This window comes from Streptomyces sp. NPDC107538, from assembly GCF_055657445.1.
Window position 1 is genome coordinate 153,028 of sequence record NZ_JBVKAY010000013.1, and the last position, 25,149, is coordinate 178,176.

A 25,149-nucleotide genomic window follows, 5' to 3' on the forward strand; every position below is an offset into this window, starting at 1 on the left:
GGGTCAGACCTCCAGCCATTCCTGGGCTACCGGCGCGGCTGTGGCGCAGGATGCGCAGTAGGGATCGCGCCAGGCACGCACCGTCGACTGTTCGCAGGCCACGGGGTCGAGGGTCACGATCCTTCCCCACGGGTGTTCGGGGCCCATCGGCAGGAAGGCGCGCAGGGCGAGTTGAGCGGTGAGCCCGGCGGCCCAGCCCAGGCTGCCGGACTGCAGGGAGGGCCAGCTGTCGCGCGCGACGACACCAGTGAGGGACGTGTCGCCGACGGTGGCCCCACCAGGTGCCGAGCAGTGCAGACAGGCGGACTCGCCGGGCATCGTCCAGGGCCCGATCCGGATCCGGTCCGGGGTGACGAGAACCGGCAGGAAGGGGCGGCGGGCCGCGCACAGTTCGCGGTTGGCGCGCCGCAGCACGGCTTCGTCGTGGAGTGAGACGACCACGGCCAGGCCGGTCGCCGTGCTCCGGGTCCGCTGCGCGTCCTGAGGGTCCCGGACGCGGAGTCCCTGCCGGGTGAAGCCCTCGGCGAAGGCGTCGGTCACCCGGGCGGGGCCGGTGACCGTGATCTCCCTGCGCACCGAGGCGAACACCTCGTCGGGCGCGGTGGAACGGCGTGCGATGAAGGAGTAGAGGCGTAACTCCGCGTCGGTGGTGATGGGTTCGCGCGGATACAGGAGCACGCCCATCGCGGCGAGGCTCTTCATGTGGGGAAGCAGTCGCTCGGCCTCGGCGGCGGGTAACTGCTCCCGCAGCGTGGCGGAGCGGCTGAGTCTGGGCACCACCCGCGTCACCAGGTGCCGCAGCCTCTCCCCCTTTTCTCCTTTCGCCTCGACAACGAACTTCCGTGCCCCCGCGACGATTTCGAACCGTGAATTTCCCAGTGCCTTCCATTCGACATCGGTCGCGCCGACAACAATGGCATCCTGTGCTGCTTCCAAGTCATCCACGATTCACAACCTAACGACGATCGGGGCGAACTCCGATACTGGTTCCCCGTAGTACGGAACTACGGTTTTCCTCAAGTTCCGTGTCTGCGGCCAATGGTCACGGCACGTCCACGGGCTCGCCTCGCAGGTACTGTGCGAGCGCCGCCGCGCCGGCCTGCCGGGACGGTGGATGGAACGCGAGGCAGCGGACCGCCGCGCACAGATAGGCGACGTCCGGATCGCCGATGAACGCGCCACCGCCGAGGACTTCGGCCGCGTGTGACGCCACCTGGAGGACCGCGTCCTGGGCGGCGTAGCGCACGGCCAGCGCGGGGCCGAGCAGGGCGGCCGGGTCGGCCGCGGTCTCGGACCTCGCGGCCACGCCCTCCAGCGCGAAGGTCGCCCCCTCCAGCGTCGCGGCCATTTGTGCCAGGTCCTCCGTGCCGGCACGGGGAGCCGCGGCCGCGCGTTCGACGAGTGCGGCGGCCATGCCGACGTATGACGCGGCGATCAGCACCTCGAACCAGACCAGGGAGCGGCGCAGCGGTTCGCTCGTCGTGGACAACGGACCGAGGTCGGTGACGAGGCGTTCGGGCACGAACACGTCGTCCAGCACGAGTTCGTCGCTCTCCGCCCCGGCGAGGATGTCGCTCCTCCAGAACGGTCGGCTGCTCAACCCCGGCGAGTCGGCCGTGACGACCGCCACGGCGCACCGCTCGCCCTCGGGCCGCCGCAGCCGCACGGTGGCGAAGAGCAGGTCCATGGAGTGGCTGAGGCTGCACGGCTTCTTCGTCCCGGTCACGCGCACGCCGCCGGGAACCGGGCGTGCCGTCATCACCGGGGTGAGGATGCCTGTTCCAGGGCGCCCCTCGGCCGCACCGGACGCCACGAGCATGGAATGGGCGGCCACCGCCTCGGCGAGCAGCCATTCCAGGCCCGCGTCGAGGCGCTCCCAGCCGATCAGGGAGGCGACCGAGAAGTGGTGCATGGTCGTGGCGACGGCCAGGGACGGCGCCCGGCCGGCGATGGCGCGCTGGAGTCGTACGCCTTCGCGCAGGCCCACTCCGATGCCGCGGTGCTCGGCGGGCACGAACAGGGCGCCGGCGCCGGAGTCGCGGAACCAGCCGATGGCGGGCGAGCCGGGGCGTTCGAGCTTGTCCAGGCCGACGGAGGCCAGCCGGGCGTCCAGGCCGGGGAGGCGGCGCTCCAGCAGGTCCCGGTCCGCCGCGAGGAAGCCGCCACCGGCACCGTGATCGGCGCCGCGCGTCCACCCGGCGGTCACGGTCGCGCCCCGTCCGTGACGGCGAGGGCCTCCTCGTCGAGGACGATGCCGCTGACGAGTGCCCGCAGAATGACGGCGATGTAGTCACGCAGTGTCTGTTCCGCGATGGGTTCGATGACGTCGGCGAGGGTGGGGATGCCCATGTCGAAGTCGCAGGAGAAGTGGACCCGGCAGCCGTCGCCCTCGTCGTGCACCCACCAGTGGCCGACGAGGTGGTCGAGATCTCCTTCTTCGAGCAGGAAGTCGACCCGATGGTTCTCCGCGTCGAACCGGTCCTCCTCCGTCCATTTCAGAATGCCGCGCCGGAAGGTGACCTCCCAGGAACATCCCGTCCTGCCGTCGCCGAGATCGAGAATCTCGACCTTTCGCACGGCGTCGGTCACCTCCGGATATCGGGAGAAGTCGCAGATAACCGGGTAGAGTTCGGCCGCATTTCGGTCCGGCACGGTTCCGGCCATTCGCACGTATCGCATTCACGCCTCCAGAGAGTGGGTGCTCATCACGCGCCGTGCCTGCTCGCGAGGGCCGCGGCCGAGCCTTCGACGGCCGCGGCCAGCAGGCGGAGTTCCTGTTCGCCGAAGAAGGCGGAAGGGGTGAAGCGCACGGTCGCCAGCGCGTTGCCGGTCGGGCACACGACGACGCCGTGCTCCAGCAGGTCGAGCACGAATTCCCCGGCGTGCGAACGCTGGTGGAACTCCACTCCGAAGAGCGCCCCGCGTCCCCTGACCTCTCTGACCAGATGGCCGCAGGGCTTCAGTGCGTCGTGGAGCAGCGCCCGCAGCCGGCCCTCCAGCGCGGCCGCCCGGCCCGGGACGTCCTCGCGCAGCACGGCCTCCACCGTGTGCCTTACGGCGACGGCGGCCAGCGGATTGCCACCGTAGGTCGAGGTGTGCAGCACGGGGTCGTGGTTCAGCGGGGCGAAGACCTCGGGGGTGGCGACGACGGCGCCGACCGGGACGACGCCTCCGCCGAGCGCCTTTCCGCAGAGCAGGATGTCGGGCCTGACGCCCTCCTCCTCCACGGCCCACAGCCGCCCGGTACGGCCGAGACCGGTCTGCACCTCATCGACGATCAAGAGGGCTCCGGCCCGGCGGCAGGCCCGCTCGGCGTCCGCGAGATAGCCGGGCGGCGGGATCCGGACACCGCCCTCGCCCTGCACGGGTTCGACAATGACGCAGGAGTCCGGGGTGAGCCGGGCAGCGAGCGCGTCGGCGTCGCCGTACGGAACGAAGTCGACGGGGCCGGGAAGGGGTTCGCAGGGCGCCCGGAACGACGTACGGCCGGTGACGGCGAGCGCGCCCAGGGTCTTGCCGTGGAAGCCGCCTTCGGTGGAGACCACATGCCGTCTGCCGTTCATCCGGGCCAGTTTCAGCGCCGTCTCGCAGGCTTCCGCACCTGAGTTGGTGAGGTACACGTACTCGAGTCCGGGCGGGCAGGTGGCGGCGAGCGTTGCGGCGGCCCGCGCCAGTTCCTCGTGGTAGACCATGGGGCCGGTGAGCGCCAGGGTGTTGAGCTGCCGGGCGACGGCGTCGACCACCGGCCGGTAGCCGTGGCCGAGCAGGAAGACGCTGAACCCTCCGCAGTTCAGAAGCCGTTCGCCGTCTTCGGTGTGGACGTAGTCGCCCTCTCCGCGCACGGTGACGGGGGACGCTGTCAGCCGGGCGAGCCGGGCCAGACCGGAGTTCACATGCCGTCCGTACAGGTCCAGGACCTCGGCACGGCTCAGCCGCTCCTCGGTGATCACGCGTTCACCCCCTGCGGTACAAGCCGTACCCGGCTGCTCCAGTAGCCCAGCGCGGCGTCCAGCGCGGCCCCGAGATCGGGTGGGGCGGGCAACTGGGCGGCCGGCTCCGGCAGTGTCTCGTCCGTGGCCAGCGGCCCGACGATGTCGGTGAAAAGCTCCAGGCGCTTGCGCAGGTCGGCCGCGAGGCTGTCACCGAAGGCGGGCAGGATCAGCCTGTGCACCATCTCGGAGTCCACCATCCGGGGCCGGGGCACCGTCCGGCCGTTCCGCTGCGCGAAGCGAAGACAGTGGTCCACGAACTGCTCGATGGTCAGGGCCCGTTGGCCCGCGGTGATCCAGTGCTCGCCGTGCGCCCCGCTGTCCAGGAGCGTCTTCACGCAGGCCGCCACATGGTCGCGCGGCAGGAAGTCCAAGTACGAGCCCGGTGCCACCGGCACCAGGTGGGCGTCCCCGGTGACGAGGGCCTTCATCGCGGCGTAGATGCCCTGGAAGCGGGGTGTGGCCCCGGTGCGGCTGTCTCCGGTGACCACAGTGACCCGCAGGATCGTCCACGGCACCCGCGCCGCCCGTACCAGGTCCTCGGCTGCCTGCTTGGACTCGCGGTAGACGCGGGACCGCCCGGTCTCCGCACTGCCGTGGCGCCTGCGCACATAGACCGTGCTGACCAGATGGAAGGGCACGCCCGCGGCCTCCGCGAGGCGCAACGCGTGGGCTGTGCCTTCGGTGTTGACCCGGCGGATCTCGTCGGCGGGGCGGGTGAAGGAGGTGACGGCGGCGCTGTGGATCACACCGCCGACACGGTCGTCGAGGAGACCGCGGACGGCGGGCTCCAGGCCGAGGCCGGGAGCGGTGACATCGCCCGACACGGTCTCGATGCCGGGGCCGGGACGACTGCCGCCCGCCCGTACGAGTCCGATGACGCGCCCGGGACCGAGCGCCGCGGCCAGGCTCTGTCCGATGACGCCCCCCGCCCCGGTCAGCAGATAGGGGCGGAAGGAAGGGGAGAGAACACTCACGTGGGGCCTCACATCAGGATCGAGTAGCCGCCGTCGACCACAAGGTTCTGGCCTGTGATCATCTGGGCTTCGTCGGAGAGCAGGAACGCGGCGACGGCGCCGACGTCCTGCGGGTGCGTCAGCCTGCCGGCGGGCGTCCTGGACCGTGCGGTGTCGAAGATCTCGGCGTGCCGGACGAAGCCGCGCGCCGCATCGGTGTCGACGAGCCCGGGGGTGACCGCGTTGACGCGGCAGCGCGGCGCCAGTTCGACGGCGAGGTAGCGCACCAATGACTCCTGGGCCGCCTTGGAGGCCGCGAGCATGCCGTAGGCGTGCGGTATCACCCGGTGGGCGCCGGGGCTCGAGACGGCCAGTACGGACCGCAGCTCCGGCGCGCACTGCACCAGTCGCAGCAGGGAGCGGGCATGGGTCTCGACGGTCCAGTCCCAGTGCGTGCGCCGGGTGTCCATGAGGGAACGCTCCACGCCTGTACCAGCGTTGGAGACCAGCAGGGTGGGCGGGCCGAGTTCGGCGGTGGCCCAGTCGACGACCGCGGCGGGCACGTCTCCCTGCGGGTCCCCGAAGAACGCCCGGCGGGCGCAGGCGCGTACGCCGAGTTCCCGTAGTTCCGCGACCTTCTTCTCCGCGCTGGCCCGGTCACGCAGATAGGTGACGGCCACATCGGCGCCGAGGGCGGCGAGCCTGCCGGCTATGCCGCCGCCGATTCCCTTGGTGCCGCCGGTGACCAGGGCGACCTCGCCCGCGAAGGTCCGGGGTGTCGGTTCGTTCTCCGGTCCGGTTTCCCGCCGCCGTTCGCCTTCCCTGCCCATGGCGGTCAGGCCTTCGCCAGTGCCAGGGAGCAATTGATGCCTCCGAGCGCGAACGAATTGCTGAGGGCGAGTGTCACATCGGCCTTCCTGACCTTGCCGGGTACGACGTCGATGGCGCAGTCCGGGTCGACGTCGCGGTAGTTGATGGTGGGCGGAAGCAGTCCGCGGTGCAGTGCCAGTGCGGTCGCGGCGGCCTCGGCGGCGGCGGTGCCGCCCATGAGATGGCCGTGCATGGACTTGGTGGAGGAGACCGGGGGCAGGACGGGACCGATCAGCTCACGCAGAGCCAGCACCTCGGTGGAGTCGCCCGACGCGGTGCCCGCCGCATGGGCGTTCACATAGCCCACCTCGGCGGGCGCTCGGCCCGCCGTCCGCAGCGCCATCCGCATCGCGGCGAGGGCACCTCGTCCGTCGGGGCGCGGGCGGGAGAGGTTGTAGGCGTCGGCCGTGTGGCCGTGTCCGACGAGTTCCGCGTAGACACGGGCGCCCCGGGCCCGGGCCCGCTCCCAGTCCTCGAGGACCAGGACGACTCCACCCTCGCTCATGACGAAGCCGTCCCGCCGCGCGTCGAAGGGCCGGCAGGCGGTCCGCGGATCACCGGGCCGGGTGGACAGGGCACGGGCGGTGGCGAAGGTGGCCAGGGACACGGGATTGAGCGGCGCGTCGCAGCCCCCCGCGAGCACGACGTCCGCGATGTCGTGCCGGATCAGTTCGGCCCCCCTGGACAGCGCGTGCCCGGAGGCGGCGCAGCCCGTGGCGGGGCACTCGACGGGCCCCATGAAGCCGTACTCCATGGAAACGAGTCCGGCAGCCACCGAGGGCATCATCGCCATGCTGGTCGCCGGTGAGACGGCCCGCCAGCCGCGCCGTCGAAGGACCTCCTCCTCGGACGCGATCCGTTCCATCCCCGCGTAGGCGGTGGCGAGGACGACCCCGGCGCGTTCGGGGTCGACTCCGCCCGTCGGGTCCCCGGCGTCCTCGACGGCGAGCCGAGCGGCGGCGATCCCGAACTGGGCGAACCGTTCCGCACGCCTGATCAGCCGCGCGTCGAGGTACTCCTCGGGCCGGAAGTCGTCGATCGCCCCGACCGCGTGGACCGGGAAGCCGTCGAGGCGGAAGCGGGTGAGCGGGCCGATGCCGGACCGGCCCTCCCACAGCGACTCCTCGAAGGCCTTGATCCCGGTCCCGATCGGGGTGACCGGCCCGATGCCGGTGATCGCGACACGTCGGGTCATGCCGCGTCCAGGAGCGCGGTGAACCGGTCGACGACTCCGCTGATGACGAGCATTTTCTCGAGGTCCCCGTCGGACACGGAGAGGTCGTGACGCTCCTCCAGAATGGCGACCGCGCTCATCAGGTCCACCGAGTCGAGACCGAGGTCGTCGAACAGGTGAGCGTCAGGGGTGATGCGGTCGCCGGGCACCGCGAACCGCTCGGTGAGCAGATCCCGTACCTCGGCCTCGATCTTCTCCCGCGTGTTCTCCACAGCCTTCTTCTCTCTTTCGAGGGTAAGGGTCCATCGGCACCGGCCTGTCGGTACCGAGTCAGCCGAAGCCACCGTCCACGTCGACGGACTGGCCGGTCAGCCCTGGGGTCTCCACACAGAAGCGAACGGCCCGGGCGACGTCCTCTGCACTCACCAGGGCGCCCGTCGCGGCCCGTGAGGTGAACGCGGTCCGCGTCCCGCTGCCGGTGTGCGCTACGAGCGGCGATTCCACGAACCCGGGAGCCACCACGTTGACGGTGACACCGTGTCTGCCGGTCTCCCGGGCGACGGACCGGGTGAGGGCGAGCAGACCGGCCTTCGCCGCGCAGTAGTTCGCCTGGCCGGGCGTGCCGAACGCGGCGGCGGCGGAGCCGATGCTGACGATCCGGCCGTATCCGGCGGCGATCATCGACGGGAGCGCCTGGCGTACGCAGTGGAAGGGCCCGGTCAGGTTGGTGGTCAGCACCTCGTCCCAGTCCTGATCCGCCATCCGGACCAGGGGTCGGTCCCGGAGCACGCCGGCCGCGTTCACCAGGACGGTCACCGGTCCTGAGGTCGCCGAGATCTCCCGGAAGGCGGTGCGGACGGCGGCCGATTCGGTGACGTCGAGTCGTACGGCCCGCGCGTCCGGCAGTTCTCCGGCCAGCCGGCGGGCCGCGTCGCCGCCCCGGTGGTAGCCGACCGCGATACGCATCCCGGCGTCGGCGAGCGTCCTGGCCACGGCGGAGCCGATGGTCCCGCCTCCTCCGGTGACGAGGGCGACACGTCGGTCAGCCGTCATGACCGGCTCCTTCCGCGGAGCTTCGGGATGCCGCCACAGGTGCCTCCGGCGCGGTCCGGACGGATGCCGGACGGCCTTCCTGGAAGGGCACGAACGTATGAGCCTCCGCGTCACTGGAGACCAGCTGCAGCCCGGGGGCCCGTTCGGGCAGGGCCGCCCGCACCAGGCCGAGCAGCCTGGCCGGGGAGCCCGGACCGAGCTCGGTGAAGTCGCGGTGGCCGTCGGCGTCCGCCGCGCGTACGGCGGCCACGAAGTTCACCGTACGGGTCATACCCAGGACGAGCAGCTCCTTGATCCGGGCCGGATCCTCGGTGGCCTCCCCCGTGACGGGCGAGTACAACGGAGCGGCTGGCGGCCGGAGTTCGACCGGTTCGAGAGCGGCACGCAGTTCTTCGGCGGCGGGTTCCATCAGCCGGGTGTGCGCGGCGTACGGGATCCTCAGCGGGCGGATCCGGAAGGCACCGCGAGCGCGGCAGAGCGCGGTGGCCCGGTCGAGCGCGGCACGCTCCCCCGCGAGGACGACCTGGGCGGGGCTGTTGATGTTGGAGATCTCCATCAGTCCGCCGGCCTCGGTGACGTCGGCGCACACCGCGCGTACCGCGGTCTCGTCCAGCCCCAGCACGGCGACCATGGCGCTCCCCTCGGCCGGGCAGCGCAGCATGGCGCGGGCCCTGAGGCCGGTCAGCCGCACACCGTCCTCGAAGGACAGCGCCCCCGCCGCGGTGAGGGCGGCGAACTCACCGAAACTGTGGCCGACAACGGCGGCCGGCGGCGGGGCGTGCCGCAGCAGCGCGGTGGCCGCGGCCACGCCCACGGTGAAGAGCGCGGGCTGAACGAGCTCGGGCCACCCGTCGGGGCTCCGGTCGGTCAGGCATGGCACGCGGAGATCGGTGCCCAGGATCGCGCCGGCCTCCCGCAGCAGACGGGGAGCCTCGCCCAGGCCGAGAGCCATCCCCGGACGCTGCGCCCCCTGACCGGGGAACATCCACACGCTCATCTCAGGCCACCGCCCCGGTGAACCAGGTGTCCTTGAGTACGGGTCGGCCGCCGACGGCCGCGGCGAGTCCGACGAGGTCTCCCGAGGCTCGGCCCCCGAGGTGGCCGTGGGCCGTGAACTCGATGTCGTCGCCCGGCAGCACGGGGTGGCTGAAGCGCGTGCGGACCTCCGTCCAACGGGTCTCGTCGCCGTCGAAGAGCCGGTCGGTCAGTCCGGTGGCGGCCAGGTGGAGGGTGGCCATGCCCTGCAGGACGACGCCGGGCAGTCCGGCGCGGCGGGCGGCTGAGTCGTCGGTGTGGATGGGGTTGTCGTCACCGCTGGCGTCCGCGTAGCGTTCCGGCAGACTCCGGGGTACCCGGACGTGCCAGCTCAGCAAGCGGGGCCCCGCGGATGCGGGTGCTGGTGTTGGTGCTGATGGCGGCGCGATACGGCCGTTCCCGGTGGCGGGCCCGGTGGTCAAGGTGGTGTGCAGTTCGGCCACTTCGTACCCGGCGGTGTCCCGCAGCGCGAGGCGCAGCACGACCGCCCGCCGGAAGCCGAGGTCGCCGGTGGCCTCGACGACAGGGTGTGCGGCGAGTTCTTCCTCCGCACACGGCCGACGGCGCAGCGACAGGCGCTGGGCAGCGTGCCGGACCTCCCCGGGGTCGACCCGGTTCTCCAGTACGGCCCGTACGGCCGGCGGAAGTGCGCGGAAGAGGAAGAACGCCGGTACGGACCGGCCCGGGCTGTCCAGCAGCAGCCGGTGGCGTGCCACCTCACGGGGATCGATCGCGAACCCGTACGCCGGGCAGGCGGCGTACGGCGCGGGGGGCAGCTGACTCACTGCGCGGTCCTCCTTTCGTCTCCGCATTTCCCAGCGGTCGTGGAGAACTGATTCCTGGGAACGAAAGAAGACTAGGGAACCGGTACGAGTCTCAACGACCCGGAATTCCGTAGTTATTTTTCGGGGATTCCCTCAGGTCGCCGAGCGGGCGGTCACGAGGGCCGGCACGACGGCACCACTCTCATACTCTTCGCAGGCGACTTCCAAGGTATCGACAAGCGTCTCCGCCTCTTCCTCCCCGTAAATCATCGCAACGTCCCCGAAGAAGAGCCGCATGGCCTTGATGCGGTCCCGGAGAAGCCTGCACGCCCATTCACGCAGATCACGCACCTCGATATCCGTGAATCCGGCGTCACGCAGCTGTTCCGTACGCCGGCCGACCTCGGTCAGAAAGAAGATCTCAGGCGGATGGAGGCGGCGGAACTCGGCGGAGACGGCCCGGCCCGGGCCGACCAGGCTGGCTTCCTCCGTCATGATGAGGACGCCGCCGGGACGCAGCGTTCGGGCGGCCTCCTCGAAGATCCGTCCGGCCTCCGCGAAGTGCGAGAGGGAACCGGTGCAGACGACGGCGTCGAGGACCTCGGCCCGCACCGGAACCGCCCGGACGTCCGCCTGCACGGCCTGCGCCCGCTCCTGCCGTGCGAACGCCGGAGTGCCGGCGTGGCCATCGGTGTACCGCTGGATGGTCTCGAAGAGCCGCACATGCTCCCAGACGATGTCGATGCCGAGCGCCCGGCCGACGTCGACCCCCTCTTCGCCCAGGCCACGCACGATGTCACGGAGCGCGCCGCCGAATCCGCAGCCGAATTCGGCAAGCGCCAAGGAGTGGTGCGCGGGGCCGAGCCCGCGCACGAGTTCCTCGACCACGAGCCGACATCCCTGTGCACCGAAGTGGCCGAGCTGGTCGAATCCCAGTGTGCGGGCGCGTGTTCCCTCACCGGCCACGTCCAGGGCTCCGGCCCACGTCCGCTCCCAGTCGTGCAGCGCGTGGAAGATCCGGTGATGGTAGTCGCCCTGCAACTCCCGCTGCCCTCGCGGCTCCCGCCGGTCTTGGTGCTCCTGATGGTTCTTCCGCTCCCGCTCATCGTGCACTGAGCCCGCCATGTGCCCGCCCCTCATCACGTCTGCCTGGCCCGCAATAAGCGGACGCACGTCCGCGAGCCGTTTTTCAACGGCCCACGAACGTGCGTCTCGGGGAGTCGGCCCGATTACTCGAACTCGACGTCGGAGATGTCGAGCGACGAGCTGGTCGTGGTGGTGCTGCAGCCCTCGTCGACTCCGAGCGAGTCAAGGCTGGAGACCTGCTCCTCGACGATCTCGAACGTGATGTCTTCCATGATGTCACCACTTTCATCCGGGAATTGCTGACCTTGCGAGAACAGATTATGAGGAGCCGTCTCCCGGGACATCCCGGATAGCCGTAGTATTCAAGCGGTGCAGGTAATTCCGCTAAGCCAGCCCGAGGGTGGTCGCCCGCTCGACAACCTCCATCCGGTTTCGCGCACTGAACTTCGACAGCAGATGTCGCATGTGATATTCGATGGTGTTCTCGCTGACGAACAGGGCGCCGGCGATCTCCCGGTTGCGCATCCCGCGCCGCAGCAGGTCCAGCACATCCCGCTCACGGCGGGTGAGGTGGGGAGCGGGACCGTTCACGCGCTCGCGCAGCGCCTCGGAGAAGACCCGGTCCATCACGTTCACGCCCAGCGTGCTGGAGGCCTGGATGGCGGCGATCGCCCGGCTCGGACCGGCGACCTCGTCGAGGTAGACACGGCACCCCCGGCGTATCCAGCGTTCGCAGCGCCGCCAGTCCCACCGGTGGCCGAGCACCGCCAGTCGGACGTTCTCCCGAACCGCGATGGCCCTGGAGAAGAGGCGCTGGATGTCTCCGTCGTCGAGGTCAGGACCGGCCAACATCCAATCGGCGCGGCGGGAGTACACCATCGAGGTCAGCTCGTCCGGGTCCTGACACGTGTGGATGTAGGTTGCTTCACCGTGTTGCGGCATGCCCGCAGACAGGTTGAGCCATCTGCCGACCAGGACGACGGAGCAGTCCCCCCGCCTGGATTCGGTGGGCGCGCACATGAGTTCCTTGTAGGACGGGCGAGTCACGGAAACCTCTCCAGGAAGTTGGCAGCCGACTACGCATCGGCAGGATTTCTTCTGAAGTGCAGTGATTCTTCCGAAATGTTCGAATGTGAGGTGGAGTACCCGATGAGAAGTCAGTTGTTCTCTGTGATGCCGAAGCGGGCGTGAAATCGGCGAAGAGGGCGTGGTGCCCACCAGTTGGCCCGGCCCATGACCAGCATGAACGCCGGTACGAGCACCCCTCTGATCAGTACGGCGTCCACGAGCACGGCGAGGAACATCCCGAGACCGAGAAGCTTCAGCACCGAGATGTCGGAGCTGGCGAGGGCGAGCAGTACACAGCCGATCAGCACGGCGGCCGCCGTGACGATGGACCCGGTACGGCCGACGCCCTCGATGACGGCTCGTTCGTTGTCCCCGTGTGTCAGGTACTGCTCACGGATCCTGGACATCAGGAAGACCTCGTAGTCCATGGACAGGCCGAAGGCCGCACAGAACATCAGAACCGGAACCGTGACATCGAGATAGCCGGTCACCGTGAACTCCCCCACAAGCCACTTGAGATGGCCGTCCTGGAAAACGTAGACCATCGCGCCGAAGGAGGCGGTGAGGCTGAGCATGTTGAAGATGATCGCCTTGACAGGAACGAGCAGGCTGCCGGTGAACAGGTAGAGCAGCAGCAACATGAGCAGCACGATGATGGCCGCCGCATAGGGCAAGCGGTCCGCTATCACGGTCTTGGTGTCCGCGAACAGCGCCGAGTCGCCCGCGACATACACGGCGCCTGGTGCCGGGGCCGCCCGAAGCTGCTTGACGATCTCCTCGCTGCGCGGCGAGAAGGCGCTGTCGGCCGGAGCGATCAGCAGCCGGGTCAGGTCCCCGCGCTCATACGCCTCCGGGGGCAGGTCGGAGGCGCCCGTGCGCTGCCCGCTCGCGTACTTGCCGAGCGCGGTGTCGACGTAGTCGACTCCATCGATCCTGGCGACCTGGCGGACGTAGGCCTCGCGCTCGCTCTCGGGGGCGTCCCTCAGAACGACGTGGACCGGATTCAGCGCACCCGCCTCGAAATCGCGTTCGAGCATGCGCGCCGTGCCGTGCGCCTCGGCGCTCATCGGAAGCACCCGTTCGTCCGTGAGTCCGAACTTCGCCTGGGAGAAGGGCAGTCCCAGCCCGATGAGGACGATCACCACGGGTACTGCGAAGCGCAGCGGGTGGCGTGCGACCCGCCCCGCGATCCGTGACCAGACGGGGGGCCCGGGTTCGGCCGGGCTCTCGCGGCGGAGCCTGCGCAACAGCGGCGTGACGTCGCCGACGTCCAGCCAGCGGCCGAAGACCAGGAGGGCGGCGGGCAGCACGAGGATCGCGGCGATCCCCACCGTGATGACGGCGGGGATCGCGGCGTACGCGAGCGAGCGCAGGAAGTAGAGCGGGAAGATGAGCAGGGCACTCAGGCACAGCGCGACAGTGAGGGAGGAGAACAGCACGGTGCGGCCTGCGGTCCGGACGGTCACGAGCACCGCCGCGTGCGCGTCGAGCCCCTTCGCCGTCTCCTCACGGAAGCGCATCAGCAGCAGAAGGCTGTAGTCGACCGCGAGGCCGAGGCCCAGGGCAGTCGTCAGGTTCAGAGCGAAGATCGACACGTCGGTGAACTCGGTGACCAGCCTCAGGATGGCCAGGGTGAGCGCCACCCCGATCACGCCGATCAGGAACGGCAGCAACGCGCCGACGACCGTACGGAAGACGAGCAGCAGGATAAGCAGGATGAGCGGTGCCGCGATGAGTTCGGCCTTGACGAGGTCCTCGTCGCTCTCCTTCTGCAACTCCCTGTTCGCCTCGGCCTCGCCGGTCACGCCGACCCCGAACGGGGGCTGATCGCCTCGCAGTTGCGGCACGATTCGCTCGGTGGTGCGCTGCACTGCGCCGTCGTCCCCGGACAGCCGCACCGCCACCACGGCGGAACGCCGGTCCCGTGCCCGCAGGGAGGGGTCACCCGTGGTCCAGTAGGAGTCGGCCGACTCGACACCGGGCAGCCCGCGGACCCGTTCGGTGTACGCCGCACCGGCCGCCGCAATCTTGGCGGAATCAACAGGGACATCGGCCCGCAGCACGAAGAGCAGATGCGGCTTGGTCACCCCGAAGTGCTCACGCAGGGCGTCCTCCGCGGTCCGGAAGTTGCCGGTCGAAGCGGCATAGCCGCCGTTGGAGAGCCGGTCCACGACTCCGCCCCCGTAGGCGCCCGAAAGCACGGTGAGCAGCAGGGTCAGCACGAGCAGCGAGCGGCGTCGGCGCAGGGACCCGGTCAGCAGGCCGGACCACATCCGGCCCTCCGCCCGGGAGTCACGGCCGGAACGTAACGGTCCCACCTGCCTTGCCATAGTCGCCCCCGTATCTATCGACTCGACAATTAATCGTACAGGACTGTATGTAAAACTACCAAGGAGTCCTACTAAGGCGCATGTCACAGATGGTGAAGCAGGTGTCGCCGATTGCTAACAACGATGAGTCCGCTCATGACCCGGCAACGCGGCGGCAGAGCGGGGCCTGTCGGCATACGTCGCCGAGGCACTGCGCCGCATGCGCAACCGGGACCGACTGCCGGAACTGGCCAACTGGCTGCAGGACGAGCCCGTCCAGCGCCGCCCACCGTTCGCATCTCGTATCCTCCGCCAGTGCCTCATCGGGCACGATGTCGAAGGGCCCCACCGTTCGCGGTGGGGCCCTTCGACGTTTCTCCTGTGCGGCTGATTCAGGCGGTGGGGGTGGGCGTGTAGGTGGTGAAGGTGGTGCCACTGGGGAGGGTGGTGTGGTGGGTGGGGTGCCAGTGGCGTGGGGCGAAGGCAGCTCGGTGGGAGAAGAGGGGGATGCCGGTGCCGATGGTCAGGGGTGACGTCTTGAGGATGAGCTGGTCGATCTCTCCGTACAGGGATCCGGCCAGTTCCGCGCCGCCCAGGAGCCAGATGTCCTTGCCGTCCTCCTGCTTCAGCTGTCGGACCTTGTCCACGGGGTCGCCGGCGACCAGTTCGACGGCCGGGTCCGGGCTTTCGGTGAGGGTGCGGGAGAAGACCAGGTGACGTAGGTGGGGGTAGGCGTCGGTGATGCCGGCCTTGAGGCCGATCTCGTAGCTGCGCCGTCCTTCCAGGACGGTGTCGAAGTGCGTGCCTTGCGCGGTGACGGACAGTGCCGCCCGGGCCGGGGCGGGCAGGGTCTCCGGGTACTCCGTCACCAGGCGCTGGACGTAGTCCTCGGCGATGGGCCAGAAGCCGTCCGGGCCCGTGGGATCGGCGCCGTCCGGGCCCGCGATGAAACCGTCCAGCGTGGTGGCGATGTAGTACACGAGCTTGCGCATGCGGTGTTCTCTCTTCCGGGCCATGCGGACGATCTTATGTCGGTGGTAATATTAGTCCCAGACTATCTACTCCGTAAACTTATTTTTGCTACGGCGGTAATATTCGCCTCATGGGGAACAGGACGAGCGCCGCAGCCGGCGTCACCGCCCCGCTGGGCCTGCGGGAGGCGAAGAAGCAGGAGACGCGACAGTTGATCGCGACGCTGGCGCGCGCCGTGGCCTCCCGCCGGCCCGGGGAGTCCGCCTTCGCGGCGCTGCGCCGCGCCTTCGAGGACGCCGTCGCGGCGCGGGACCCGGTCGCCGGATTCGCCGGACCGGAGTTTTCCCGCATGATCGTCGACAGTCCCACCGTGTCGGGTTCCAGCGCATCCAGGATCTGACCCTGGCCGGGCACACCAACGACGAGATCGCCAGGGTGGTCGCGCAGGAGGGGGCACGCGCGTTCGATCTTCTCGAACCGGCCGTCCATGACTACGCCATCGCGCAGTAGTCATGGACGGCTTTCACGCCCGGCCGCTCGACACCCGCTGTCTGCGCTCAGGGGAGGGGTGGCCAGTCCGGGGGCTCGGGGGTGGGCGGGGGCTGGGCCGTGGTGAGGCGGCGGTAGGCGGCCCGGGCCTGGAGGAGGCGGGCGAGGGTGGTGCCGGTCAGGGCCGCGGTGAGCAGGCAGACCAGCCAGAACGTGTCGCGCGGGTTGGTCCAGGTCAGGACGCCGGCCGGGGGGATGGCGAAACCGTTGAGGAAGAGCCAGCACAGGGCGGCCGTGCCCGGGGCCGCGGTGAAGCGGGCGTACACGCCGAGGAGTGCGGAGAGCAGGGACAGCGCGACCAGGGCCAGGCCGGGGCGGTCCGTACCGATCAGCGCGTTGTGGGCGGCGACCAGCACCATCGCGCCACCGAAGGCCGTGGCCCACACCAGGGGGGTGGCCACGGGCTGGGGGACCGGGCGGGGGCCGCTCCCCAGGGACACCCACTCGATCACGGGCACGCTCCGGGGGTCTTGGGGGCGTACGCCACGGGGGTCGAGGGGGTGGGGAGGGCCGAGTGACCGTCCGTTTTGAGGGGCGTGGGTATCGGTCTCGGTATCGGTATCGCCTTCGCGGTGTGGGGGTGGCGGACGGCCGCTCCGCTGCTGCTGACAGCAGCCACTCCGCAAGTCGTCGGGGCGTCCGTCGAGCGGGTCGAGGGGACGCCCGTGGGGGTCATGGTGGCGGTTCCTTTCGGTCGGCCCTCGGGGGATGGGGTGGGGTGGGGCCGGGTCCGGGCCGGGGGGTTGAAGGGGGATTGTTCCATCGGGGAGTCGGGCTCGCGGCCGGCGGACGGTTTTCGGGGTCTCGTTAGGGTGGCACCGACGGTTGTCCGACGACATATCCGAATCAGACAGGGGGCCAGCCGTGGGTGCTCCGCGCCTCAGTAGTACGCCGTTGCCGGGGATCGGGGTCCGCTACGACCTCACGACCAGGGAGCGGCGACGGGTCTCCGTGGTCGCCCATCGGGACGGTGCCCGGACGTTGAGCGCGTACCGGCAGGACGATCCGGACGCGTGCGCGCTGTCGCTGCGGCTGACCTCGGGGGAGGCGACCGCCCTCGTCGACGCGCTGACACCGGATCACCACAGCACGAACCTGTTGTCCACCACGGAGTTGGGGCTGGTCGCGGAGCGGATCGAACTGGCGTCGACCTCGCACTGGAACGGGCGGGTGCTGGGCGACACCCGGATGCGGACCGAGACGGGCGCGTCCATCGTGGCCGTACTGCGGCGGGCCGAGGCGATTCCGTCGCCGACACCGGACTTCCGGCTGGCCGGCGGTGACACGCTCATCGTGATCGGCACCCGGGAGGGTGTGGAGACGGCCGCGGCGATACTCGGGCGGGAGTGAGCGGTTCATGTACGTCCCCGTCTCCGGCTCCCTCCCCGTCCCCGTCTCCGGCTCCGCTCAGGCCGCCGCCGAGTCCGCCTCGCACTCCTCCGCCGTGTTCCTCGTCGAGTTCGGCGCGATCATCCTCGGGCTGGGGTTGCTGGGGCGGTTCGCGGGGCGGTTCCAGTTGTCGCCCATACCGCTGTATCTGCTGGCCGGGCTGGCGTTCGGGGAGGGCGGGCTGCTGCCGCTGGGCACCAGTGAGGAGTTCGTGGCGATCGGCGCCGAGATCGGCGTGATCCTGCTGCTGCTCATGCTCGGCCTCGAATACACGGCGAGCGATCTGGTCTCCAACCTCAAGACGCAGTACCCGGCCGGGCTCATGGACGCCGCGCTCAACGCGGTGCCGGGTGCGGCCATGGCGTTGCTGCTGGGGTGGGGCCCCGTCGCCGCCGTCGTCCTCGCGGGCGTCACCTGGATCTCGTCCTCCGGGGTCATCGCGAAGGTCCTCGGTGATCTCGGGCGGCTGGGCAACCGCGAGACGCCTGTCGTGTTGAGCATCCTGGTCCTGGAAGACCTCTCCATGGCCGTCTATCTGCCGATCGTCACCGCGCTGCTGGCCGGGGTCGGGCTGGCGGCGGGCAGCGCGACCCTGGCCATCGCGCTCGGTACGGCGGGGGTCGTGCTGCTGGTGGCCGTGCGGTACGGGCGGCACATCTCGCGGTTCGTCTCCAGCGACGATCCGGAGAAACTGCTGCTCGTCGTGCTGGGGGTGACGCTCGTCGTCGCCGGGCTCGCGCAGCAGTTGCAGGTGTCGGCGGCGGTGGGCGCGTTCCTGGTGGGCATCGCGCTGTCGGGCGAGGTCGCCGAGGGGGCGCACAGTCTGCTGGCGCCGCTGCGGGATCTGTTCGCCGCGGTGTTCTTCGTCTTCTTCGGGCTGCACACCGACCCGGCCAGCATTCCGCCCGTGCTGCTGCCCGCGCTGGTCCTGGCCGTCGTCACCGCGCTGACGAAGATCGCCACCGGGTACTGGGCTGCTCGGCGGGCCGGGATCTCCGTGAAGGGGCGCTGGCGGGCGGGCGGCACGCTCGTCGCGCGCGGCGAGTTCTCCATCGTCATCGCCGGCCTGGCCGTCACCGCGGGCATCGAGCCGTCCCTCGGCCCGCTGGCCACGGCGTACGTCCTCATCCTGGTCATCGTCGGTCCGCTGACCGCCCGGTACACCGAGCCGGTGGCGATCTGGCTCACCGGGCGCCTGCGGCGGGCGGGGTTGGGAGGGGGTGGCTCGGCGGCGGCGGTCGATTCGGCGGCGGGGGGCTCGGCGGCGGTCGGCTCTTCAGCGGGTGGCTCGGCAGTCGGTGGCACGCTGCTGGCGCCTTCAGCGGGAGCCCACGACTCCCTGGACGAGCGGAACGCGGCCGACCGGGCTTGAGGGGAGGGGACGGCGAGGGAGGGGAGGAGAGGGGCACGGTCGGTTTACCCCCGGGGCTCCGACACCGCCCGCCCGGCGGTACGTCGTGATGACGTGCGAGGCGGGCTTCGTGGCCCGGGACCGGCGCCCACCCGTGCCGGACCCTCGACGCTCCGGGCCTCGCGCGCCCTAGCCCTGCCCTCCCCCTAGCCCTGCCCTTCCCTCTAGCCCTCCCCCTCGCCCTAGCCCTGCCCCTCCCCCTAGCCCTGCCCCTAGCCCTCCCCCTAGCCCTGCCCCTCGCCGTCGCCCTTCGCCTCGCCCTCCCCCTCGTCAAAGCTGGCGAAATACGCCGCGGCCATGTCCTCGTCGGCGTGGCCCTGGGCGGCGGCGCGGGTGAGGCGGGTGGCGCCGGCGGCGGCGATGTCGAGGCGTACGCCGTGCTGCCGGCCCGCCTCGACGATGAGGCGGGCGTCTTTGGCGGCGGTGGCGACGGCGAAGGAGGCCGGGGAGAGGCGGCCGTCGAGGATGAGCGCGGACTTGGCGCGCAGATAGCCCATGTCGAGCGGGCCGCCCTCGATGATCTCGAAGAAGGACGCCGGGTCGACGCCGAGGGCCTGGGACAGGGCCAGGACCTCCCCGGCCGCGTTGGTGGCGGCGAGCACCCAGCTGTTGGCGACCAGCTTCAGCCGGGTCGCGGCACCCGTCGCGCCGTCCTCCCCGGTCCAGACCGTACGCGCGCCGACCGCGTCGAAGACGGGGGTCACCCTCTCCCGCCCCGCGACCGGACCGGCCGCCAGCACCGTCAACTGCCCGGCCTCCGCGGGCTGCCGGGTGCCGAGGACCGGGGCGTCGTAGAAGACCAGCCCGTGTTCACCGGCCAGCGCGGCCAGCTCGGCGACGGCTTCGAGCCCGGTGGTGGTCGACTGGACCCAGGCCGCGCCCGGGCTCAGCGCGGGCGCCGCCTCGCGGATCACGTCCCGGGCCGCGGCACCGTCGTACAGGATCGTGAGGACGACATCCGCGCCCCGTACGGCCTCGGCCGGGCTGTCGGCGATGTGCGCGCCGTCGGCGGCGAGCGGCTCGGCCTTCTCCCGGGTGCGGTTCCACACCCGTACGGCGTGCCCGGCGCGGACGAGGTTGCGGGCCATCGCGGCCCCCATGATGCCGGTCCCCAGGACGCTTACGGTGAGATTGTCGGTCATGACGTCAACTTCCTGCCGCGTACAGTGCGTTGGTCCGTTCACAGGTTCGCAGGTCCATAGGTTCGCAGTTTCGCAGCTCGGGGTGGGTCGGCGGGCGTACGACACCGGAGCCCGGGGGTTCGGGCGCTCATGGGCCGACTCCCAGGCGGAAAGCGGCACCATGGGGAGGAGACCGGGCCACGAAACCCCCCAGGGCTGCGGCGAACGGCGAACGGCGAAAGGTGAGGGAGCGAGGGAGTGAAGGGAGTGAGGGAGCGATGAGCATCGACACGGGCGCGTCGGCCACGGGCCCGGAGGAGCCGGGTGAGCCGTCCGCGGAGCAAGACGGCAACGGCAACGGCCTCGACGTACGGCCCGCCTCCGGCCACATCGGCGCCGACATCCACGGCGTCGACCTCGCCGGCCCGCTCGACGACGGGACCGTCGCCGGTATCCGCGCGGCGCTGCTCCGCTGGAAGGTCGTGTTCTTCCGGGGGCAGCGGCTGGACCACGCGGGGCAGATCGCGTTCGCGCGCCGCTTCGGGGAGCCGGTCCGGCTGCGTTCGCGGGGGTCGGTCTCGCCCGTCGAGCACCCTGAGATCGAGACGACCGCCGACCGCCAGGAACTGGGCCGCAAGCACGGCATGGACCAGGCCGAATGGCTGGAACGCCGCCGCCACTCCACCCTGCGCGGCTGGCACGCCGACCACACCGCGCGCATCGACCCGCCCGCGCTGACCCTGCTCCGCGCCGAGCGCGTGCCCCCGTACGGCGGCGACACCACGTGGGCCAACCTCGCCGCCGCCTACGCGGGCCTGTCCGAGCCGGTGCGCCGGTTCGCCGACGGGCTGCGCGCCGAGCACCGCCTCGGCGTCGGCTACCTCGCCCGCTCCGGCCCCGACCCCTACCTCCGCCATCTCCAGGACCACCAGGTCGCGTCCGTCCACCCGGTCGTCCGCGTCCACCCCGAGACCGGCGAGCGGATCCTGTACGTCAACCCGTACTACGTCGAGAACATCGTCGACGTCACCCGGGCCGAGAGCCGGCTGCTCCTCGAACTGTTCGTCGAGCAGATCACCCGGCCCGAGTACACGGTCCGCTTCCGCTGGGAGCCGGGCTCGGTGGCCCTCTGGGACAACCGCGCCACCGTTCACCTCGCCCCCAGCGACACGGCCCATCTGGACTTCCCGCGCATCATGCACCGCGTGATGGTCGCCGGGGAGCCGCCCGTCGGCGTGGACGGCACCCCGTCGAAGTCGCTGTGCGGCGGCCCGCTGCACGAGCGGAGCGAGTAGCCGCCGGCGGGTGAGGCGGGCGAAAGGGGCAGGTGGGGAGAGGCGGGTGGGGAGAGGCGGGTAGGGAGGGGGCCGGTTCGGGGTAGTCGGCTCCCCATGGGTGACGTACTCGTCGGAACGTGCTCCTGGACGGACCCCGCGCTGGTGGCTTCCGGCTGGTATCCGCGTGGTCGGCGGGCCCCCGAGCCCCGACTCCGGTACTACGCCGAGCGGTTCCCGGTCGTCGAGGTGGACGCCGGCTATTACGCCCTGCCCAGCCGCCGCAACAGCCTCCTGTGGGTCGAGCGGACGCCCTCCTCGTTCCGTTTCGACGTCAAGGCGTTCTCCCTGCTCACCGGCCATCCGACCCGCCCGGCGGCCCTCCCCGAGGACCTGCGGGAGTCCTTCGGGGACGACCTGCGCCGCGGGACGCCGGGACCGGCCGTACTGGACCGGGTGTGGGAGCGGTTCGCCCACGCCGTCGAACCGCTGCGGGCGGCGGGGCGGTTGGGCGCGGTGCTGTTCCAGTTCCCGCCCTGGTTCGCACCCTGGTTCGTGCCGGGGCGGTCTGCGGGGAGGGCCGAGCAGGTGCTGGAGGAGTGCGCTCGGCGTACCGCCGGCTGGCCCGTCTCGGTCGAGTTCCGGCACCCCGCGTGGTGGCGGGGCGAACAGGCCGGCCGGACGGCGGCGTTGCTGTCCCGGCTCGGCCTCGTCGCCGTGGGCGTCGACATGGCCCAGGGCCTGGACTCCTCCCTGCCGCCGCTCGCCCCGGTCACCTCGCCGGAGCTGGCCGTCGTACGGTTCCACGGCCGCAGCGCCGCCTGGGGCACCGGAAGCAAGGAGGACCGTTTCCGGTACGCCTACTCCGAGCCCGAACTCGCCGCATGGGCGCCCCGGTTACGCACGGCCGCCGCCCAGGTCGCGGAACTCCACGTCCTCTTCAACAACTGCTGCGCCGACGCGGCCGTACGCGCGGCGGAGACGATGCGGCGGGTGCTCGATACAGGGTGAGACCCGTACGCGATGAGCGCTGTCAGATCCCACCGAACCACCAACCCCGGTCTCACCCCGGCTAGCTCACCCGTACCGACTTCTCCACCGTGACCTGGTCGATCTCCGTCGTGCGGACCGTGAGCTTCATCGTCCACTTGCCGGGGAGGGGGAGTTGGAGGGTGTCGGTGGCCCAGTAGCCGCCGCGGTCGGTGAGCTTCGCGTCGATCGGGCCGATCTTCTGGGACTTCAGGGTGAAGCTGAGACGCAGTTCGGGGACGGTCGCGATGCCGTCGTCGGGGCCGAAGACCACGGCCTGCACGGAGTTCTTGCCCACGCGTCCCGGGCCGAGGTCGATCTGGACCTTGCCGTGGCCGTTCGGGGTGCCGACGTCGAAGGGGACCGTCGACGAGGAGGCCGTGACGCCACCGGCCGCCGCGCCCGCGCTCTCGGCGGCGATCTCCGCCGCCGCCCGTCCCGGCAGGGTCCCCGTCAGCACGGTGGTGATCACCAGCACGATCACCGCGACGGTGAACTCCGCGAGCACGGACCGCCGAAGCCCGTTCCGGGACGCATCGGCCGCCGCCGAGCCCCCTGAGGACGGGTCACCCGACGCCGAGTCGTCCAACGCCGAGTCGCTTTCCCGGGGCTGCGAGTCTCCGGACAGCGAGCCCCCCGCCGGTGCGTCCTCCGCCGGTGCGCCCTCCGCCGTTGAGTTCCCCGCCGGCGAGTTCCCCGCCGTCGAGTCCGACGAAGTCTCGCCGAGGCCCTGACCGTCGCGGTCCGCCTCCGCGCTCTCCCGCGCGCTCCGCTCACCACCGAGGCGTACGCCGTCCACGGCGCCCGCGCTGCCGGCGGGCACCTCGGCGCCGCCGTCCGGGACCCTGCTCTCGACGGCACCCACCCGCTCGGGTACCCGGGCCGCCACCGCGACGGTCACCCGCTCATCGGCGCCGGCCGGCTCACCGACCTCGGCCGGTACGGCGGTTGAGGCCGGCTCAGCGGTCTTGGCGGCCTCCCCCAGCCTCCCCGTCCAGCGCCGCGAGAACGCCGCCGCCGCCAGCAGGAGCAGTACCGCGACCAGCTTGGCGACGAGGACCTCCCCGTACGCCGTGGAGGTCAGGGCGGACCAGGAGCCGAGGCCGCGCCAGGACTGGTAGACGCCGGTGACGACGAGGACGATCACCGAGGCGAAGGCGAGCCGGGAGAAACGGTTGACCACGGCCGCCGACAGGGTGTGCGGCGCCCGGTACAACACGGTGAGCAGCGCGGTCAGCCCGCCCAGCCAGACGGCCATGGCCAGCAGATGCAGCACGGAGGACGTCATCGCCACCGGCACCTGGATCCCGGCCGAGGCATGCTCGGCGGCCGCCCAGGTCCCGGCGAGCCCGACGGAGAGCAGCGCCCCGCAGACGAGCGCGCCCTTGCTCCACACCTCCGCGCGCTCTCCCCGTTCCTCCCTCTGCCGACGTACGCGTACGAGCAGGACGGCGGCCAGCGCGAGCAGCGCCAGCCGGGCCAGGAGAGCGAGTCCCGGCCGGGACACCATCGTTTCGCGGAGGACGGTGAGGTCGAGCGCGGCGCCGACGCCACTGCCCCGCTCGTACGGTCCGCGGAGCAGCAGCAGAACGGTCGAGGCCAGCAGCAGCGCCAGCCAACTGGACAGCAGCAGCTTGCGCAGCACCTCGCTCGGGCCGCCGAGCACGACCGCGAGGAAGAAGGTCACGCCGACGAGCAGGGCGAGGGCGCCGTACGCGAAGTAGCGGGTGATGTCGTAGAAGGAGGCGGTGAGCGGGTCCTCGGTGAGGTCGGCGGGGAGGACCGCGGTGGTCGCGGAGGGCTCGCCGATGGAGAAGAGCAGGGCACCCGAGATGGGGTGGCTGTCGGCCGAGACCACCCGCCAGGCGATCGTGTACGTGCCGTCGGCGAGGCCGGTGGGGAGGGTGACCCGGGCCGTGTCGGCCCGGCCGCCCGCGCGTCCCGGCTTGCCGGTGTCCACGGCCCGGTTCTCCGGGTCGACGACGCGGAGGGAGTCCGTCAGGAGGCTTACCGACTCGGTGAAGCGGAGGGTGATGTCCCGGGGAGCGGCGTCGAGGACACTGCCGTCGACGGGGTCGCTTCCCTTGAGAGCGGCGTGCGCGGACGCGGTACCCGCCCCGCCGAGGAGGAACAGGACCAGCACGGTGCCCAGCAGCACCAGGCGCTGAACCCCTCGGGCCGACCCACCGGTTCGGAGGCCGCCGGATCGGACACCGGGGCGACCGCCGGATCGGACACCGGAGCGACTGCCGGATCGGAGGCTTCCGGGCCCACGAGCGGCACCGCCAGTCCCGTCACCGGTTCCACCCCCGGTCCCGCCTCCGGTCCCGCCTCCGGCTCGACCCGTCCCGCCGGCTCCGCCGGTTCCGCCATCTCGCCTCGCGCCTCTGTCTCCGTCGCTGGTCCCGGCCCGGGACCGGGTCGGGACCTTGCCCCTGCCCTCGCCCACGGCTGGGTCGTTGTGGTCGCTGTACCTGCCTCGGTCCACGTAGTGCTCCGGATCCACGGTCGCCGGCTCTCGGACTCCTCGAACAGGTACGCACGCCACGAACACCGCGTTCAACGCGTTCCGCACCGGCCCACGCCCCCTCCCGGCCTCCTTCTCGCTCCCGCCGCCTACGCCCGCCCCAACTCCCCTATCTCGGCCGCCCGTTCCGGATACAGCCGTGCCAGCTCCGCGGGATCCCCGTGCTCGTACCCCTCGAAGGTGAACCCCGGCGCCATCGTGCACCCGAACAAGGTCCAGCCGCCGCCACCGCTCTGGACCCGTGCCCCCATCCACGTCCCCGCGGGCACCACGTACTGCACATGCTGCCCGGCGAGCACGTCCGGCCCGAGGACGACGATGCGGGAGGACCCGTCCGGGGCGAGGAGCAGCATCCGGAGCGGATCGCCGAGGTGGAAGTGCCAGATCTCGTCGCCGGGCAGCCGGTGCAGCGCGGAGTAGTCGCCGGGTTCGGTGGTGAGCAGGGCGACGATCGCGGTCCCCTCCGGCCGCCCGTCCCCTCGCGCGGGCCCCGCCCACGTCTGCCGGAAACGTCCCCCTTCACGCGGTATGGGCTCCAACTCGTAGTGCGCTATGAGGTCTTCGGGAGTCATC

General features: G+C 71.2%; 25 protein-coding genes and 1 pseudogene. 6 read left to right on the plus strand and 20 right to left on the minus strand.

Annotation, left to right across the window (positions count from 1 at the left end; translation table 11 throughout):
- Nucleotides 1-3: 3 nt before the first annotated feature.
- From ACZ7MG_RS34290 to ACZ7MG_RS34360, 15 genes are all read right to left on the minus strand, one after another.
- Nucleotides 4-777: a hypothetical protein gene (locus tag ACZ7MG_RS34290; protein ID WP_471382739.1), complete on the minus strand. Its 774-nt coding sequence runs from the start codon at nt 775-777 to the stop codon at nt 4-6.
- A 265-nt stretch (nt 778-1,042) separates the two neighbouring features.
- Nucleotides 1,043-2,206, minus strand: a complete 1,164-nt coding sequence (locus ACZ7MG_RS34295) for an acyl-CoA dehydrogenase (protein ID WP_471382737.1) — start codon at nt 2,204-2,206, stop codon at nt 1,043-1,045.
- The gene (locus tag ACZ7MG_RS34300) at nt 2,203-2,679 is read right to left on the minus strand and encodes a type II toxin-antitoxin system RatA family toxin (protein ID WP_471946406.1); all 477 of its coding nucleotides are present in this window, start codon (nt 2,677-2,679) and stop codon (nt 2,203-2,205) included. The genes ACZ7MG_RS34295 and ACZ7MG_RS34300 overlap by 4 nt, the downstream gene beginning before the upstream one ends.
- 26 nt (nt 2,680-2,705) lie before the next feature.
- Nucleotides 2,706-3,950 (minus strand): aspartate aminotransferase family protein, encoded by a 1,245-nt coding sequence (locus tag ACZ7MG_RS34305; RefSeq protein ID WP_471382735.1) that lies wholly within the window; start codon nt 3,948-3,950, stop codon nt 2,706-2,708.
- Nucleotides 3,947-4,966 carry an SDR family oxidoreductase gene (locus ACZ7MG_RS34310; protein ID WP_471382734.1) on the minus strand — a complete coding sequence of 340 codons (1,020 nt, stop codon included), beginning with the start codon at nt 4,964-4,966 and terminating at the stop codon, nt 3,947-3,949. The genes ACZ7MG_RS34305 and ACZ7MG_RS34310 overlap by 4 nt, the downstream gene beginning before the upstream one ends.
- Before the next feature lie 8 nt (nt 4,967-4,974).
- Nucleotides 4,975-5,775 carry an SDR family oxidoreductase gene (locus ACZ7MG_RS34315; protein WP_471382733.1) on the minus strand — a complete coding sequence of 267 codons (801 nt, stop codon included), beginning with the start codon at nt 5,773-5,775 and terminating at the stop codon, nt 4,975-4,977.
- A 5-nt stretch (nt 5,776-5,780) separates the two neighbouring features.
- A complete protein-coding gene (locus ACZ7MG_RS34320) occupies nt 5,781-7,010 on the minus strand; it encodes a beta-ketoacyl-[acyl-carrier-protein] synthase family protein (protein WP_471382731.1) in 1,230 nt (409 codons plus the stop codon).
- Nucleotides 7,007-7,261 carry an acyl carrier protein gene (locus ACZ7MG_RS34325; protein ID WP_471382730.1) on the minus strand — a complete coding sequence of 85 codons (255 nt, stop codon included), beginning with the start codon at nt 7,259-7,261 and terminating at the stop codon, nt 7,007-7,009. The genes ACZ7MG_RS34320 and ACZ7MG_RS34325 overlap by 4 nt, the downstream gene beginning before the upstream one ends.
- A gap of 58 nt (nt 7,262-7,319) precedes the next feature.
- Nucleotides 7,320-8,042 (minus strand): SDR family oxidoreductase, encoded by a 723-nt coding sequence (locus ACZ7MG_RS34330; RefSeq protein WP_471382729.1) that lies wholly within the window; start codon nt 8,040-8,042, stop codon nt 7,320-7,322.
- On the minus strand, nt 8,032-9,039 hold the full coding sequence (locus ACZ7MG_RS34335; RefSeq protein WP_471946410.1) for an ACP S-malonyltransferase: 1,008 nt from the start codon (nt 9,037-9,039) through the stop codon (nt 8,032-8,034). The genes ACZ7MG_RS34330 and ACZ7MG_RS34335 overlap by 11 nt, the downstream gene beginning before the upstream one ends.
- 1 nt (nt 9,040) lies before the next feature.
- A complete protein-coding gene (locus ACZ7MG_RS34340; protein WP_471382727.1) occupies nt 9,041-9,862 on the minus strand; it encodes a MaoC/PaaZ C-terminal domain-containing protein in 822 nt (273 codons plus the stop codon).
- Nucleotides 9,863-9,994: 132 nt separating this feature from the next.
- Entirely contained in the window at nt 9,995-10,882 is an 888-nt protein-coding gene (locus ACZ7MG_RS34345) for a class I SAM-dependent methyltransferase (protein ID WP_471382725.1), read from the minus strand.
- A gap of 188 nt (nt 10,883-11,070) precedes the next feature.
- Complete coding sequence (locus ACZ7MG_RS34350; RefSeq protein WP_471382724.1) at nt 11,071-11,199, minus strand: hypothetical protein; 129 nt, start codon at nt 11,197-11,199, stop codon at nt 11,071-11,073.
- Between the two features lie 112 nt (nt 11,200-11,311).
- The gene (locus ACZ7MG_RS34355) at nt 11,312-11,974 is read right to left on the minus strand and encodes a helix-turn-helix transcriptional regulator (RefSeq protein ID WP_471382722.1); all 663 of its coding nucleotides are present in this window, start codon (nt 11,972-11,974) and stop codon (nt 11,312-11,314) included.
- Between the two features lie 110 nt (nt 11,975-12,084).
- Nucleotides 12,085-14,313: an MMPL family transporter gene (locus tag ACZ7MG_RS34360; protein ID WP_471382720.1), complete on the minus strand. Its 2,229-nt coding sequence runs from the start codon at nt 14,311-14,313 to the stop codon at nt 12,085-12,087.
- Between the two features lie 163 nt (nt 14,314-14,476).
- Here ACZ7MG_RS34360 and ACZ7MG_RS34365 point away from each other — a divergent pair.
- Nucleotides 14,477-14,575 (plus strand): annotated as a pseudogene (locus ACZ7MG_RS34365) (CopG family transcriptional regulator); the annotation flags it as partial.
- Between the two features lie 121 nt (nt 14,576-14,696).
- Here ACZ7MG_RS34365 and ACZ7MG_RS34370 read toward each other — a convergent pair.
- Nucleotides 14,697-15,296 (minus strand): dihydrofolate reductase family protein, encoded by a 600-nt coding sequence (locus tag ACZ7MG_RS34370; protein ID WP_471382989.1) that lies wholly within the window; start codon nt 15,294-15,296, stop codon nt 14,697-14,699.
- A gap of 110 nt (nt 15,297-15,406) precedes the next feature.
- Here ACZ7MG_RS34370 and ACZ7MG_RS34375 point away from each other — a divergent pair, with 110 nt between their 5' ends.
- Complete coding sequence (locus tag ACZ7MG_RS34375; RefSeq protein WP_471382719.1) at nt 15,407-15,676, plus strand: hypothetical protein; 270 nt, start codon at nt 15,407-15,409, stop codon at nt 15,674-15,676.
- Nucleotides 15,677-15,833: 157 nt separating this feature from the next.
- Here the strand turns inward: ACZ7MG_RS34375 and ACZ7MG_RS34380 are convergent, their stop codons facing one another.
- On the minus strand, nt 15,834-16,277 hold the full coding sequence (locus ACZ7MG_RS34380; RefSeq protein ID WP_471382987.1) for a hypothetical protein: 444 nt from the start codon (nt 16,275-16,277) through the stop codon (nt 15,834-15,836).
- Between the two features lie 412 nt (nt 16,278-16,689).
- On the opposite strand from ACZ7MG_RS34380, the gene ACZ7MG_RS34385 reads away from it, so the two are divergent.
- Both ACZ7MG_RS34385 and ACZ7MG_RS34390 read left to right on the plus strand, forming a co-directional pair.
- The gene (locus ACZ7MG_RS34385; protein WP_471382717.1) at nt 16,690-17,175 is read left to right on the plus strand and encodes a cation:proton antiporter regulatory subunit; all 486 of its coding nucleotides are present in this window, start codon (nt 16,690-16,692) and stop codon (nt 17,173-17,175) included.
- A gap of 7 nt (nt 17,176-17,182) precedes the next feature.
- Nucleotides 17,183-18,586, plus strand: a complete 1,404-nt coding sequence (locus ACZ7MG_RS34390) for a cation:proton antiporter (protein ID WP_471382716.1) — start codon at nt 17,183-17,185, stop codon at nt 18,584-18,586.
- Between the two features lie 263 nt (nt 18,587-18,849).
- Here the strand turns inward: ACZ7MG_RS34390 and ACZ7MG_RS34395 are convergent, their stop codons facing one another.
- Nucleotides 18,850-19,767, minus strand: coding sequence for an NAD(P)-dependent oxidoreductase (locus ACZ7MG_RS34395; RefSeq protein ID WP_471382714.1), 918 nt, complete (start codon nt 19,765-19,767; stop codon nt 18,850-18,852).
- 257 nt (nt 19,768-20,024) lie between these two features.
- On the opposite strand from ACZ7MG_RS34395, the gene ACZ7MG_RS34400 reads away from it, so the two are divergent.
- Both ACZ7MG_RS34400 and ACZ7MG_RS34405 read left to right on the plus strand, forming a co-directional pair.
- A complete protein-coding gene (locus ACZ7MG_RS34400; RefSeq protein WP_471382713.1) occupies nt 20,025-21,041 on the plus strand; it encodes a TauD/TfdA dioxygenase family protein in 1,017 nt (338 codons plus the stop codon).
- 96 nt (nt 21,042-21,137) lie between these two features.
- Complete coding sequence (locus ACZ7MG_RS34405) at nt 21,138-22,031, plus strand: DUF72 domain-containing protein (RefSeq protein WP_471382712.1); 894 nt, start codon at nt 21,138-21,140, stop codon at nt 22,029-22,031.
- Between the two features lie 61 nt (nt 22,032-22,092).
- Here the strand turns inward: ACZ7MG_RS34405 and ACZ7MG_RS34410 are convergent, their stop codons facing one another.
- Both ACZ7MG_RS34410 and ACZ7MG_RS34415 read right to left on the minus strand, forming a co-directional pair.
- Nucleotides 22,093-24,207, minus strand: coding sequence for a copper resistance CopC/CopD family protein (locus tag ACZ7MG_RS34410; RefSeq protein ID WP_471382710.1), 2,115 nt, complete (start codon nt 24,205-24,207; stop codon nt 22,093-22,095).
- A gap of 458 nt (nt 24,208-24,665) precedes the next feature.
- Nucleotides 24,666-25,148 (minus strand): cupin domain-containing protein, encoded by a 483-nt coding sequence (locus ACZ7MG_RS34415; RefSeq protein WP_471382709.1) that lies wholly within the window; start codon nt 25,146-25,148, stop codon nt 24,666-24,668.
- Nucleotide 25,149 lies beyond the last annotated feature (1 nt).